Origin of the sequence: Novosphingobium malaysiense, from assembly GCF_000802225.1 — a bacterium.
In the GTDB taxonomy this organism is placed as follows: domain Bacteria; phylum Pseudomonadota; class Alphaproteobacteria; order Sphingomonadales; family Sphingomonadaceae; genus Novosphingobium; species Novosphingobium malaysiense.
Map to the genome: position 1 here is coordinate 165,177 of NZ_JTDI01000007.1, position 14,082 is coordinate 179,258.

At 64.3% G+C, this 14,082-nt stretch carries 14 protein-coding genes; 9 read left to right on the forward strand and 5 right to left on the reverse strand.

The annotated features are described in order from the left end of the window. Positions 1-47 precede the first annotated feature (47 nt). The gene (locus LK12_RS20215) at positions 48-968 is read left to right on the forward strand and encodes a VOC family protein (RefSeq protein ID WP_039288289.1); all 921 of its coding nucleotides are present in this window, start codon (positions 48-50) and stop codon (positions 966-968) included. 21 nt (positions 969-989) lie between these two features. On the opposite strand, the gene LK12_RS20220 is transcribed toward LK12_RS20215, so the two are convergent. Then, positions 990-2,024, reverse strand: coding sequence for a hypothetical protein (locus LK12_RS20220; RefSeq protein ID WP_039288292.1), 1,035 nt, complete (start codon positions 2,022-2,024; stop codon positions 990-992). Positions 2,025-2,127: 103 nt separating this feature from the next. On the opposite strand from LK12_RS20220, the gene LK12_RS20225 reads away from it, so the two are divergent. Continuing rightward, positions 2,128-3,264, forward strand: a complete 1,137-nt coding sequence (locus tag LK12_RS20225) for a sulfotransferase family protein (RefSeq protein ID WP_052223639.1) — start codon at positions 2,128-2,130, stop codon at positions 3,262-3,264. A gap of 10 nt (positions 3,265-3,274) precedes the next feature. On the opposite strand, the gene LK12_RS20230 is transcribed toward LK12_RS20225, so the two are convergent. After that, positions 3,275-3,868 carry a TlpA family protein disulfide reductase gene (locus LK12_RS20230; RefSeq protein ID WP_039288294.1) on the reverse strand — a complete coding sequence of 198 codons (594 nt, stop codon included), beginning with the start codon at positions 3,866-3,868 and terminating at the stop codon, positions 3,275-3,277. 19 nt (positions 3,869-3,887) lie between these two features. Here LK12_RS20230 and argH point away from each other — a divergent pair, with 19 nt between their 5' ends. The 3 genes from argH to lysA all read left to right on the forward strand — a co-directional run bounded on the left by argH (position 3,888) and on the right by lysA (position 6,906). Next, positions 3,888-5,261: an argininosuccinate lyase gene (gene argH, locus LK12_RS20235; RefSeq protein WP_039289573.1), complete on the forward strand. Its 1,374-nt coding sequence runs from the start codon at positions 3,888-3,890 to the stop codon at positions 5,259-5,261. Between the two features lie 5 nt (positions 5,262-5,266). Beyond that, entirely contained in the window at positions 5,267-5,521 is a 255-nt protein-coding gene (locus tag LK12_RS20240) for a hypothetical protein (protein WP_039288297.1), read from the forward strand. A 125-nt stretch (positions 5,522-5,646) separates the two neighbouring features. Then, complete coding sequence (gene lysA, locus LK12_RS20245; protein WP_039288299.1) at positions 5,647-6,906, forward strand: diaminopimelate decarboxylase; 1,260 nt, start codon at positions 5,647-5,649, stop codon at positions 6,904-6,906. 179 nt (positions 6,907-7,085) lie between these two features. On the opposite strand, the gene LK12_RS24760 is transcribed toward lysA, so the two are convergent. Together LK12_RS24760 and LK12_RS20250 are read right to left on the reverse strand one after the other, a co-directional pair. Then, positions 7,086-7,811: a hypothetical protein gene (locus tag LK12_RS24760; RefSeq protein ID WP_156135576.1), complete on the reverse strand. Its 726-nt coding sequence runs from the start codon at positions 7,809-7,811 to the stop codon at positions 7,086-7,088. A gap of 1 nt (position 7,812) precedes the next feature. Next, a complete protein-coding gene (locus LK12_RS20250) occupies positions 7,813-8,865 on the reverse strand; it encodes a ribonucleotide-diphosphate reductase subunit beta (RefSeq protein WP_039288301.1) in 1,053 nt (350 codons plus the stop codon). Between the two features lie 311 nt (positions 8,866-9,176). Between LK12_RS20250 and LK12_RS20255 the strand changes: the two genes are divergently transcribed. Beyond that, entirely contained in the window at positions 9,177-9,428 is a 252-nt protein-coding gene (locus tag LK12_RS20255; protein WP_039288303.1) for a DUF2171 domain-containing protein, read from the forward strand. 144 nt (positions 9,429-9,572) lie between these two features. On the opposite strand, the gene LK12_RS20260 is transcribed toward LK12_RS20255, so the two are convergent. Further along, complete coding sequence (locus LK12_RS20260) at positions 9,573-9,965, reverse strand: PepSY domain-containing protein (RefSeq protein ID WP_039288305.1); 393 nt, start codon at positions 9,963-9,965, stop codon at positions 9,573-9,575. 203 nt (positions 9,966-10,168) lie between these two features. Between LK12_RS20260 and LK12_RS20265 the strand changes: the two genes are divergently transcribed. From LK12_RS20265 to LK12_RS20275, 3 genes are all read left to right on the forward strand, one after another. Beyond that, complete coding sequence (locus LK12_RS20265; protein ID WP_039288307.1) at positions 10,169-10,396, forward strand: DUF2171 domain-containing protein; 228 nt, start codon at positions 10,169-10,171, stop codon at positions 10,394-10,396. A 248-nt stretch (positions 10,397-10,644) separates the two neighbouring features. After that, positions 10,645-13,041, forward strand: coding sequence for a PQQ-dependent dehydrogenase, methanol/ethanol family (locus LK12_RS20270; RefSeq protein ID WP_039288309.1), 2,397 nt, complete (start codon positions 10,645-10,647; stop codon positions 13,039-13,041). 150 nt (positions 13,042-13,191) lie between these two features. Next, positions 13,192-14,070 carry an SDR family NAD(P)-dependent oxidoreductase gene (locus LK12_RS20275; RefSeq protein WP_052223641.1) on the forward strand — a complete coding sequence of 293 codons (879 nt, stop codon included), beginning with the start codon at positions 13,192-13,194 and terminating at the stop codon, positions 14,068-14,070. The last annotated feature ends 12 nt before the right edge of the window (positions 14,071-14,082 follow it).

Below are 14,082 nucleotides of genomic sequence, written 5' to 3' on the forward strand. Positions count from 1 at the left end.
CAGACGGGGGACGGGGAGTTCTCCTAGGCTGAGAGGATCGTTCGACCATGCAGTTACCGCTCGTCCACATCAGCTGGGCCCTTGCCGACAATGCCGACCGTCCGGGCTGCGACGCCTTCTTTCAGGACGTCTTCGGCGCCGAGCCGGTCTATGAGATCCTCGTGACGCCCGAGACCGAGAAGATGGGTCTCGACCGCGAGGAAACGCTGATGATGATCGGCGATGCCATGGTCATACCCATCGCGCCCGCCGGACGCGGTGCACAGGAAGGCGCACCGCTGGGCGACATGCTGCGCCGCTCTTCGGCGCCGATGCGCTGGCTGGGTCTGGCGCTCAAGACCAACGATCTCGAAAGTGCCGACGCCTGGTTTGCCGAGCGCGGGTTCAAGCGGCACTACGATCGCGGCATGGAAGCGCATTACTTCCTCGTGCCGCGCGGTCAGGCCATGGGCATGCGGCTTGAAATCGTGAAGCAGGATATGCCCAACGAGCCGCGCACCGCGCCGGACTGGTCGCCGGCGAAATGGCGCGATGCCCATCCGCTGGGAATCGAGGGCCTGCAAGCGGTCGGCATCAGTGCCCCGTCGCTCGACGAGGCCCGCGAACTGTTTGCCGACAAGCTGGGATGGCGCGAAATCGGTACGCGCGAGTTGCCCGACGCCGATTGCGCGGCTTTCGCAGCGGCCGATACCGTGCTGGAAGCGATGGAAGGCAATTCCGAAGCCTCCCCGCTGACCGCGCATGCCCGCGACGTGAAGGGCATCTATCATCTTGTCTTCAAGGTGAAGGACGCGGCGTCTGCCGCCACCTATCTGCGCGGCAAGGGCCTCACCCTGATCGGCAATACCGACGAGCGTTTCGCCATCCACCCCGACGAGGCGCATGGCCGCCTGATCTGGCTGACCGAAGTCACGCCGGACGGCTACCCCGAAGTGGGATCGAAGCTGGGCGAAGTGGTCGGCAACTGAACGGTCCGGCGCGGGCTGCCGTCAGGAAGACGCCCACGACGAGCGTTCGATCATGCCGAGCGCCGAGATCCCGTCCCAGTTGTACCGCGCGCCGCTTTGCGAAAGCCGCAGGCCGTGCAGGTGCGCCTTGCTCAACTGGAACGTGGTCAGCGTCGTCCTCCCCGCGATGCGCGTGACGCCCAGTTCGGATTCCAATTCGAACGAGACGTCTTCACCCGATGAAACGATGTCCGTGAGCCACGGAATGCGCGTCGCCTTGGCCGGATACATGGTCCCGTCCTGATAGACGAAACCCTCGTTCCACGGTTCGCTGCCGTCATCGTGCGCGGGCCGCGCTTCGTACCCGGCAGCGCGGCCATCGGGGAAGACCACCGCCTGCCAGCAATGGCCGCGCAGCATCAGGCCGTCGGTGCGGATGCTGCGGCGCTTGATGCGGCTTCCATTGACCCTCGCCGTCTGCGTCTCGCCATCGAGCGTCACTTCCCCCTCGCCGCGCAGCATCTGCTCGAACCGCGATCCCAGCCCGACCGAGATGGCATCGCGCTGACGGCCCTTGCCCCACGTCGCGAAGTGGGCGGGCGAGATATCCTGAATGTTGGGTGGAACGACCATCTCCAGCTCGAATTCGTAGCGCAGCGGTACCTGCCTGCTGCGGTCGACGGTGCAGGCGATCTGATCGTCGACATGCGTATCGACGGCCATTCCGTCGAAAGTCACCAGCCAGCGGCGAAAGGGTTCGATGCACCGGTAGGTGAGCGGCCCTCCACCCAGAATCGCCGGGCGGCCCTGGGCGTCGAATACCGAAGGCATAGCGCCGCTGCCCACGCTGTGCAGGATGCGGCCACCGGCAAACGCGAAGTTGGCCTGATAGCGGCGGTTGTCCCAGGTATGGGGCTCCGCTTCCACGCCGTTGCGGGGAATGCCGAAAGCGCCGTTTTCCTCGAACAGCCAGAACGATGTGCCCTCGCGCACCCAGTCGAACGGCGGTTTCGGCGGCACTTCCATCATCAGGTCCGCATCGGGCGGCAGTCCGCCGCTCATGTCCGTTTGAGCCATTTCCCTCTCCCTTGCTCCGGTGGCTGCCGCGCAGGCCGTTGCTTGTTTAATTCACATATGAGATCAATAATTCACTATTTAAGCAAGAGCGACGGGAGAGGAAATGCAGGGGCTGTCCGACGCACAGAACGTGACTGCCCGCGCGATCGTTCTGGCAGGGTGTGACGATTTCGGCGCAGAGGGCTGGCGCGAGGGGCTGGAACGCTCGCTCGATGCCTTCGCGCGGATACCGCTGACCGAACAGGCCCGCGCCGCCGTGCAGCAAAAGATCGTACAGGACCTCACCACGCGGCTGCAGATCGAGCAGTGGTACAAGCAGCATCCGGACACAGCGGCACAGGAGATGGAAGCGCCCGTTTTCGTGGTCGGCCTGCCCCGCACCGGCACCACTGCGACCGTCGCCATGCTCGCCCTTGATCCCGCCTTCCGGTTCCTGCGCATGTGGGAGGGTCAAGAGCCGGTCCCGCCGCCGGTAGCGGGTGAGGAGGAAAGCGACCCGCGCGTCAACGCGGCGCGCGAGGCGGCGCGGGCATACGAAAAGGGGCATATCCACCTGTTCGATCCCGATGGGCCCGAAGAGGACCTCGCGCTGCTCGCCGGGCTCGACATGCATGCCTACCACGGCGCCTATCCGATGCCCGATGACTACGTGAAGTGGTGGATGGCGGAGGACTTCGCCTCGACCTACGCCTTCCACGCGCGGGTGCTGAAGATGCTGCAGTCGCGCCGCCCGCCCAACCGCTGGCTGCTCAAGTCGCCGCCGCACCTGTTCAAGCTCGATGCCATCGCGCGGCAATATCCCGATGCCCGCTTCATCATGACCCACCGCGATCCGTGCAAGGTCATCCCCTCGGTGGCGAGCCTGCACCATGTTCTGCATTCGGAGCGGTGCCTGCCCGGTTCGCTCGACAAGCTATCGTCGGGCCGCAAGCTTCTGGCGTTCTGGAGCGAGGGTATGCGCCGCGGGCTCGCCGCGCGGACGCAGATCGGAGAGGAGCGCTTCATCGACGTGTTCAACGAAGACGTGATCCACCGCCCGCTGGAGACCTTCGAGCGCGTCTACGCCCACCTCGGCATGGACCTGACCCCACAAGTCCGGGCGCGGCTGGAAGAATATTCCAGCCGTAATGCCCCGGGTGCGTTCGGCAAGCACCGCTATACGCTGGAGGAGTACGGCCTTTCGCAGGATGCGATACACGAGGCCTTCGGCGACTATCTCGGCCGTTTTGCCGTGGCCTGACGGACCGGCGCTACTTCGTAGCTTCCTTGATCAGCTTCAGCGCTTCGGGCGAGGTCCAGTCGTTGCCGCCGGTATAGCGCCACACTTCCTTGCCCTGGCTGTCGAACATGATCGTCACCGGCAGATTGCCGCCGTACTGGAATCCGAGGTCGCCCTTCTCGTCGATCCACGGCTGGATGTTGTCGAGCTTGCGGCGGCGCAGGATCTCCACGACCTTGTCGTCCTGCCCCATGTCCTGCGAGATCGGCAGGACCACCACGCCCAGTTCCTCCTCCCGATCGATGAGCGCGTCGAGCGTCGGCATTTCGGCGATGCACGGGGCGCACCATGTCGCCCACAGGTTGATCAGCAGCGGCTTGCCCTTGAGCGAGGAGAGGTCGAGGCTCTCGCCGGTGGGATCGACCAGCGTGATGTCCGGCAGCGGCTCGCCCTTATGCGAGCGGTCGAGCTTCTCCACCGCAACATCCTTGCCCTGCGCCGGGCCTTGCGAAGCCTGCTGTTGCGCGTCCTCGCCGCTTTGCCTATCGCAGCCGCCGGCCAGCAGGGTCACGGCCCCGGCAAGTGAACACAGGACGAGCGACTTGAGCGATACGGCAGACGGCAAGGCGGGAGGCTCCAACCAGATGTGGGGCGGACGGTTCGCGGAAGGACCGTCGGCAATCATGCGCGAGATAAACGCCTCGATTCCCTTCGACAAGGCATTGTGGCGGCAGGACATCGCCGCCAGCAAGGCGCACGTCGCGATGCTGGGGGCGATGGGCATCGTTTCGGATGCCGATGCGCTGACCATCCGCAACGGTCTCGACAAGGTCGCTGCCGAGTACGAGGCCAATGGCGTGCCCGAGGACTGGGACCTCGAGGACATCCATATGACCACCGAGTCGCGCCTCGCCGAGCTGATCGGCCCGGCCGCCGGGCGGCTGCACACCGCCCGCTCGCGCAACGATCAGGTGGCGACCGATTTCCGTCTCTGGGTGCGCGATGCGCTGGATCAAGCCGATGCCGGGCTGCAGGCGCTGCAGGTCGCCCTCGTCACCCGTGCGGGCGAACATGCGGGCAGCATCATGCCCGGCTTCACCCACCTGCAGACCGCGCAGCCGGTCACGCTCGGCCATCACCTCATGGCCTACTACGAGATGATCGCGCGCGATCGCTCGCGCTTCGCCGATGCCCGCAAGCGGATGAACCGCAGCCCGCTCGGCTCGGCGGCGCTGGCGGGCACCGGCTTTCCCATCGACCGCGAAATGACCGCGCAGGCGCTCGGCTTCGACGGGCCGACCGCGAACAGTCTCGATGCCGTGTCCGACCGCGATTTCGCGCTCGATTATCTGATGGCAGCCAGCCAGTGCAGCCTGCACCTCTCGCGCCTGGCCGAGGAATTCATCATCTGGGCGAGCCAGCCCTTCGGCTTCGTTGCGCTGCCCGATGCGCTTTCCACCGGCAGCTCGATCATGCCGCAGAAGAAGAACCCGGACGCCGCCGAACTGGTGCGCGGCCATGCCGGACGCATTTCGGGCTGCCTGATGAGCCTGATGATGACCATGAAGGGCCTGCCGCTCGCCTATTCGAAGGACATGCAGGACGACAAGCCGCCGGTCTTCGAGGCTGCCGGGCTGCTCGCGCTCTCGATCGCGGCGATGACGGGCATGGTCGCCGACACCAGGTTCCGCACCGACCGCATGCGCGGCGCCGCCGAACTGGGCTTCGCCACCGCCACCGATCTCGCCGACTGGCTGGTGCGCGAAGGCGACATTCCCTTCCGCGAGGCGCACCACATCACCGGCTCTGCGGTCAAGCTGGCCGAGACGCGCGGCGTCGCGCTCGACCAGTTGCCGCTGGAAGATCTCAAGACCATCGACAGCCGCATCGACGAGCGCGTATTCAAGGCGCTCTCGGTCGAGGCATCGGTCGCCGCACGCAAGAGCCACGGCGGCACCGCGCCCGATCAGGTGCGCGAGCGCGTGGCCGAAGCCCGCGCCGCGCTCGGTCTGGAGTGAGCCGCATGCGCAAGATCGCCGTCCTCGCCATCCTCGCGGGTCTTGCCGCCTGCGGCCAGCGCGCGGACCTGAGCCTCAAACCCGGCCAGCAGCTTCCGCCTGCGCCTTATGGCCGGTCGGAGAAACCGGACGCGGCCGAGCTGCTCGAACCGCCCACGCTCGCCATTCCCGAGCGCAGCGTGGAACTGCGCACCCGCTCCGAGGAGCGCGAGGACGATCCCTTCGACCTCCCGCCCCCCGAAGCGCCGCAGCCGGAGTAACCCAAGCCCCCTCCGTTCGTGTCGAGCGTAGTCGAGACACGATAATCCGGCGCCAGCGTGTCTCGACTACGCTCGACACGAACGGAACGCGGTGTAAGGGCCACAAGACAAGTTTCAGGACGACCATGGACCATTTCGAACTCAGGAACGGCGAGCTTCATGCCGAGAACGTGCCGCTGGCCGCGATTGCCCGCGAAGTCGGCACGCCCGTCTACGTCTATTCGCGCGCCACGCTGACGCGCCATGCGCAGGTCTTCCGTGAGGCGCTTTCGGCGCTGCCGAGCGTGCACATCGCCTTTGCCGTGAAATCCAACCCCAACCTCGCCGTGCTGCGCCTGCTGGCCAAGGAAGGCTACGGGGCGGACGTCGTTTCCGAAGGCGAGATGAACCGTGCGCTCAAGGCCGGGATGCCGGCAGCCGACATCGTCTTCTCGGGCGTCGGCAAGACCCGCGCGGAGCTGACCGCGGCGGTCAAGGCCGGGATCGGCCAGTTCAACCTCGAAAGCGAGGAAGAAGGCGTCGAGCTGGGCGAGATCGCGGCGGCGCTGGGCAAGACCGCGACCTGCGCGCTGCGCGTCAATCCCAATGTCGATGCCAAGACCCACGCCAAGATCTCGACCGGCAAAGCCGAGAACAAGTTCGGCGTGCCCTACGACATGGCGGCAGGCATCTATACCCGCCTCTCGGCTCTGCCGGGCCTCGATATGCGCGGACTTGCGGTGCACATCGGCAGCCAGATCGGCGATCTCGATCCCTCGCGGCAGGCCTTCATCAAGATGGGCGAGCTGATGCGCGCACTGCGCGATCAGGGGCTTTCGGTCACCCACATGGACTTCGGCGGCGGGCTCGGCGTGCCCTACAAGGCGGGCGAGCAGCTCCCTACCCCAGCCGACTACGGCGCGATGGTGGCAGACGTGACGCAGGGCTGGGACGTGACGCTGATGTTCGAGCCGGGCCGCGTGATCACCGGCAACTCGGGCGTGCTGGTGACCGAAGTGGTGCGCGTGAAGCAGGGCGCGGGCCATCCCTGGGTGGTGGTCGACGCCGCAATGAACGACCTCGCCCGCCCGGCGATGTACGATGCCTGGCACGATTTCGTGGCGGTGAAGCCGAGCGGCGAGACGATGACCGCCAATGTCGTCGGCCCGATCTGCGAAAGCTCCGACACGTTCGCGATGGCGCGCGAGATCGACGCCGTGAAGGCCGGAGACCTCGCCGCGTTCCGCACCGCCGGCGCCTATGGCGCGACGATGGCCAACACCTACAACTCGCGCGCGCTGGTGCCCGAAGTCATGGTCGACGGCGACAAGTGGGCACTGGTGGCGAACCGCATCGAACCGGCCACGATCCTTGCGGCCGAGCAGGTGCCAGAGTGGTTGGATTGAGGTGAGGTTGCGCTGGGAAGCCCACCCCCGACCCCTCCCGGCTTCGGGAGGGAGTGGGACGCTTACCGAACCGTCGGATAACGCTTGTCGCAGCAGGACCGCCCTTCTGACAACACGATGGCTGTAAATGCAATTGGGCGTCGCTGTAACCGCAAAGGTCCGCTGTGGGACGACACAATTTACCCAAATGCGAATCCAACCCGACAATTGCTAAACAGACCGCCGGAGAACGTGCTTGATCCTATCATCAATTTTTCTTCGGTGACTTTGACTGGAATTCCATCAATGGAAGTCAAAAGCAATTCTATTGCAATCCAATTTGGCGGATTCATCTTAAGAATGAGGCTGGGAGCGTTAAATTTATCTAAGAATATGTATCTATTTCCAACGCACTTAAAATCCCAACTTCCAGACAAAACCCTCCATTCATTTTTATCGATACTTAGAATATTATTACCCGACGCATCCTGTAATTTAGCCGAGATGCGAGCCAAGTTACTCCCCTCCTCTGGAGGTTCAAACTCAATGATATTTGTCCCTCTCACTTGAATTGGGATAGGCGTCCCTTGGACTAAGGGACCTCCACCCATCTTGAGCGAGGGAATCCCCTTAAACCACGGATGTTCTGTCTTGGAATATCCCAAATCTTTGGCCGCAGGTTGAGCCCACGATTCTTGGACTTTTTCTTTTGGGATAATTCCTTTTGTCACCATGCTGTGATGGGTTGGACACAACAAAACGATTTTTTTGGGGTCGTGCTTCGACGCATCAACAAAATCTGGAAAAAAATGCTCGTATTCGGTGATGGTGGTTCCACATATCGCGCATCCGAAGCCGCAATGCTGCCTAACCGCGCGCTTTACGTCGTCCGGAATATTACGACTGAGGCCGAACTTGTTTGCCACTTCACTCCGCCGCCTGCGTCCCTCCGAACATATCCGGCTCGCTGCCGTCGTCGGCGTCTTCGACGTCGTTGGCCTTCGCCTTGCGGCGCTGGTCGAAGTTCGCCCACACGGTGTTCCAGTCGCCGCGGGTGGCGCCCTTCGAGTATTCGGTGGCGCGGGTTTCGAAGAAGTTGGCGTGCTCCACACCGTTGAGCAGCGGGGTGAGCCAGGGCAGCGGGTGCTCTTCGGCCATGTAGATCGCGGGCAGGCCGAGCTGGCCCAGGCGCCAGTCGGCGATGTAGCGGATATAGCGCTTGATGTCCTTGGGGCTCATGCCGGGGACCGGGCCCATCTCGAAGGCAAGGTCGATGAAGGCGTCTTCGAGCCGCACCGTCTTCTGGCAGCAGTCGATGATGTCTTCCTTCACCGCCTTGGTCAGGCAGCCGCGTTCCTTCACGAAGGCGTGGAACAGCTTGGTGATGCCTTCGCAGTGCAACGATTCGTCGCGGATCGACCAGGTGACGATCTGGCCCATGCCCTTCATCTTGTTGAAGCGCGGGAAGTTCATCAGCATCGCGAAGCTGGCGAAGAGCTGCAGGCCCTCGGTAAAGCCGCCGAACATGGCGAGCGTGCGGGCAATGTCCTCGTCGCTGTCGACGCCGAACTGCTGCAGGTAGTCGTGCTTGTCGCGCAGTTCCTGGTATTCGAGGAAGGCGCCGTATTCGCTTTCGGGCATGCCGATGGTGTCGAGCAGGTGCGAATAGGCGGCGATGTGCACCGTCTCCATGTTGGAGAAGGCAGTGAGCATCATCTTGACCTCGACCGGCTTGAACACGCGGCCGTATTTCTCGTGATAGCAGTCCTGCACCTCGATGTCGGCCTGCGTGAAAAAGCGGAAGATCTGCGTGAGCAGGTTGCGCTCGTGCTCGGAGATCTTCTGCGCCCAGTCGCGGCAGTCCTCGCCCAGCGGCACTTCCTCGGGCAGCCAGTGGACCTGCTGCTGGCGCTTCCAGAAGTCGTAGGCCCAGGGATATTCGAAGGGCTTGTAGGTCTTGCGGGATTCCAACAGCGGCATGTGCGACAACTCCGGTGGTGCGATTCGGCTCTGCTGCCCGGCCTCTCGTGCGGCTTCGGGCGGTAATTCGGATGCGTCCGCAAGGTCGGGCGCGAAGCCTCACGATACCCAAATTTGTCCGCAAGAGGAGTGACCTGGCGCAACGATCCACAGGTGCGTTTGCGTATATCTTGCGGTTGCAACGATATGGGGACGCAAGCGATTGTGGGCAATAGGATGTGCGACTCGTGGCGAGTCGCGGGTTTTGGAAGCCCCATGGAACACGGCCCGGCCGCGCCGGGTTGTATCTGAGCATGATGTGGAGATCGAAGATGAGTCAGATGCAGTCTCGCGAAGAGTCCTGGACCACGGTTGTGGGCACGATCCGCAAGGGCATGAGAGTGATCGCTCCGGACGGCTCGTGCCTCGGCCACGTCACCGGCGTGCAGGGCGACGAGGTCATGCTGGACGGCGACGACGGCAAGGACTTCATCTCGCTCACCCAGGTCGACGGCGTGGGCGAGGAAGGCGTGCTGCTGCAAGGCCGCGGCGATGCCACTTTCGGCCTCGGCGCGGAACCGTGAGCGACACCGCGGGTTGACCCCCTCCACTTGTCCTGAGCCTGTCGAAGGACGCTGGCGTGGTGCCGGGATCACATCCTTCGACAAGCTCAGGATGAGCGGGATTCGGCCGGCTCGGTATGAGCGGGCCGGAAACCTTTCAGGACATCATTTCCAGAACCAGCGCGGGGCGAGCTTGCGGTCGCTCCTGAAGCGCCACATCTGGACGTAGAGCCAGATCCCCGAAATCGAGAAGAACACCAGCGCCAGCCCGGACAGGACCGAAATGGTCGTGCCGATCGGCCCGAACGTCTCGCCCGAGTGCAGGTGATGGAATGTCCCCACCATCGAGCGGATGCCGCTCGTATCGCCGCGCGGCGGCAGGCAGCGCCAGCCCTCGGGGCATTCGAAGCCCGGCGGCGGCGTGGCGGCGGCCTGCGCGGCCGGATCGGGCGCACCGCTCGGCCAAAGTACCGCGACCTGGCTGAGCACGCCTGTCACCGCGATCCAGAGCATGAACACACCGAAGAAAACCGAAAGCCAGCGGTGCCATTTGCGCATCGTGTAGAACCCGTTTCTGCCTGTTGGAAGTTGCGCATTATGCAAGCGCGATCGGTCCGCTAGCTCAAGCTCCAAATTGTCGCAATTGGTATGAGACGGCGCCTGCGAACCGTTCTCAGTTTGCGACCAATTCGGGAACGGAATCGCCGTCAATTCCGTTGAATCAATGTATTACGCACACAGACAAATGGGAGAAGCAATGTATGTTTGAGAAGCTTCGCATCCACGAACACATGGAAGTCGCCACCAATACCGGACAGCACGTCGGCACGGTCGACGAGGTCAAGGACGACAGGATCAAGCTGACTCGTACCGACAGTTCGGACGGTGCACACCACTATGTCGCGCTCGATAGCGTGGACAAGATCGACGACAACCGCGTCTACCTGAAACAGGGGACCCCGGTCCCGATGGGCGCCGGCGCCAACTGACGACGCCCGCAGACGCGGCGACGGGCCGGTAATCCGGTCCGCCAGCGAAGACCCCGGCCGCCTTGCGGGGAGGCCGGGGTTTTTCGTGCGAGGAACAGGCGCGGTGCGCCGCTGTTTGATCGTCACAGCGGCGATATGATACACCGTGACCAGTATCTCTTCCTTTTCCGACACCTTGCTGGTACGTCCCCGAGCAAAGAACTGGACGGGGAGCAGATCGGGTGAAATCAGGTTTTGCAAAGCTCACGATGGCGGCGGCATTGGCGACGATCGCGCCCTTGGCGCTCACTGCCTGCAACCGTCCCGCACAGCCCATAACCGACCTGATGACGGCCGATCCCGACGAGTGGCCGAGCTGGGGCCGGACGGGCTCGGAGACGCACTATTCCCCGCTCGACGAGATCGACACCGACAACGTCGCCGATCTCAAGCTCGCCTGGCACTACGACCTGGAGCCGGGATACACCGCCTCGACCCCGCTGATGGCCGAGGGCAAGGTGTTCATCACCACCGGCCACTCACACATCCGCGCCTTCGACGCCGAGACCGGCAAGCTGCTGTGGGAATACGACGGCGGCACGCGCGAGCGCGCCAAGTCGGCGCTGCAGATGTCGTGGGGCAGCAAGGGCATCGCCTATAACAAGGGCCACGTCTTCCTCGTCACCACCGACGGCTATGTCGTCTCGCTCGATGCCGAGACCGGCAAGGAAGCGTGGAAGGTCTACGACTATCCCGACGATTCCCCGCGCAACTCGAACGGCGCGCCGCGCGTGTTCGACGGCAAGGTGATCGTCGGCTTCGGCGGCGCCGACATCAGTCCGGCGCGCGGCTTCGTCACCGCCTACGACGAGAACACCGGCAAGAAGGTCTGGCGCTTCTACACCACCCCCGGCGACGCGGTGACCCCGGCCAACAAGAAGGCCGAGGAGGTCATGCGCAAGACTTGGCCGAGCGGGTGGAAGAACGAGGACGGGACCCGGCGCGGCGGTGGCGGCACGGCATGGAACGCCTTCAGCTACGACCCCGACCTCAACATGCTCTACATCGGCGTGGGCAACGGCTTCCCCTACAACCGCGACAAGCGCAGCCCCGGCGGCGGCGACAACCTGTTCCTCGCCTCGGTCGTCGCGGTCGATGCCGATACCGGCCAATACAAGTGGCACTATCAAGTCTGCCCCGGCGAGCAGTGGGACTGCACCGCCACGACCGACATGACGCTGGCCACGCTCAAGATCGACGGCAAGGAGCGCAAGGTGCTGATGCAGGCACCGAAGAACGGCTTCTTCTACGTGCTCGACCGCAAGACCGGCGAACTGCTCAACCAGCCGGGCAAGATCGCCAAGGTGACCTGGGCCGACCACATCGACATGAAGACCGGCCGTCCGGTCGAGAACCCCGGGATCCGCTACAACGGCAAGCCGGGCATGTTCGAGATGTGGCCCGGACCGACGGGCGCGCATAGCTGGATGCCGCAGGCCTACAGCCCGAATACGGGCCTGGTGTACATCCCCGTGCTCGAGAACGGCGCGCTGATCGGCGAAGGCCAGGAAGGCGGCGGCGAGATCACCCGCGGCATGGGCGTGACGCTGATCCCCGAAGTCGACCTGCCCGGCGGCCATCGCAGCTTCCTCAAGGCCTGGGACCCGGTGAAACAGGCCGAAGTCTGGAAGGTCGAACTGCCAGGCTCATGGCCCGGCGGCGTGATGACGAGCGCCGGCGGCCTCGTCTTCGAAGGCCAGATCGACGGCAAGTTCGTCGCGCGCGATGCCAAGAACGGCAAGGAACTCTGGTCGTTCAAGACAGTGAGCCCGGTTGTCGGCGCGCCGATCACCTACCGCATGAACGGCAAGCAGTACGTCACCGTGATTACCGGCGCGGGCGGCCAGGGCGCGGGCATGCAGACCATTGCCGATGCCCCCTACCGCACCGACTACCGCCTGCCGCGACGGGTGCTGACCTTCACACTGGACGGCAAGGATACCCTGCCGCCCTTTACCTATACAGAACCGACCCCGCCCGACGATCCGACCTACAAGCCCGATCCCAAGCGCAGTCAGGCCGGCTTCATGGTCTATGCCGGCAACGCCTGTCTCGTGTGTCATGGCTGGAATGCCGTCGGCGGCGGTGCGGCACCCGATCTGCGCTATTCGCCGGTCATCACCGATGCCGATGCCTTCAAGGCCATCGTCCACGGTGCGCTCAAGCCGAACGGCATGCCGCCCTTCCCGCAGATCTCGGACAAGGACCTAGAAGACCTGCGCTTCTACCTGCGCACCCGCGCGCAGCAGGCCCCGGCCGAGAAGAAGGCGGCGATGGACAAGCTCAAGGCCGCCAAGGCGAGCAATGCCAAGCCGCAGGACTTCGCAGGCAAGTGGAACATCGTCATCCAGTCGCCGGTGGGCCCGCAGAAAGCCGTGCTAGACCTCAAGGTGGACGGGAACGTCGTGACGGGAACGGCCAAGGCCGATCAGGGCGATGTCGATCTCACCGGAGCGTTCAAGGACGGGCGGATCAAGATCGAGGGCAAGGCCTCGATGCCGATGCCGATCACCATCGCCTATGACCTCACCGTAAAGGACGGCGAACTGCAGGGCGAGAACTCGAACGGCCCCTTCGGCACTTTCCCGGTCACGGGCACGCGCTGAACCGGAATCGCAGGACCGGCACGTTCGCCGTGACGATCCTCCCTGCCGCTCCGTAACGGCGGGCTTGCATCGCGCCCGCCGCCGGTGTGCACTCTGCGCCAGCCCAACGATCGTGCCACGGGATGGACGAAACGGGCGGGGAGAGCAGGCATGACAGAACAGCCCGGACCGGTCTTCGCAGGGCGCGCGGCGCTCATCTTCGGCGGGGCCAAGGGGATCGGCCGGGCCGTCGCCCGGGAGTTCGCACTGCGCGGGGCGCGGGTGGCCGTGGCCGACATCGACCTTGCCGAAGCCGAACGGACTGCCGCGATGATCGTCGAGGGCGGCTGTCAGGCCAAAGCCTTCCGCTGCGACGTGACCAGCGATGCCTCCATCAGCGAAGTGGCCGAAGCTGCCGAAGCTGCCTTCGGGGACATCGACATCGTGATGAACAACGTCGGCGGCATCCTCCACGGCAATCCAGAGGACATTCCGGTCGCCGAGTGGCAGCGCATCCTCGACCTCAACCTGATGCCGGCGGTGCGCAGCAACGCGGTGTTCCTGCCGAAGATGCTGGCGCGCGGATCGGGCTTCCTGGTCAACACCGCCTCTTTCGCCGGGCTCTATCCCTTCGCCACCACACGCATGCCCTATGCCTCGGCCAAGGCGGGTGTGATCGCGCTTTCGGAGTCACTGGCGCTCTATCTCGAACCGCAGGGCATCCGCGTGAGCTGCCTGATCCCCGGCCCGGTCATGACCAACGTGCTCGACGGCATGAAGACCTGGACCGAGAACCTCGAAATGCGCGGCCCCGGCAGCGATCTCGACCTCAAGACCGTGGAAGACGTGGCCCGCACGCTGGCGGACGGCATGGAAGCCGGCAAAATCCTGATCCCCTCGCACGACGAGGCATGGGAAACGATGGCCCGCCACGCCGCCGACCCCGATGGCTTCATCCGCGACAAGATCGCCGAGGTAGAGGCCGGCGACTACGGCAAGCCGCGCATTCCGGAAGCGATGCTGGCGGCGATGAAGGTCAAGGCAAACTGAGCCTTCTCTTTC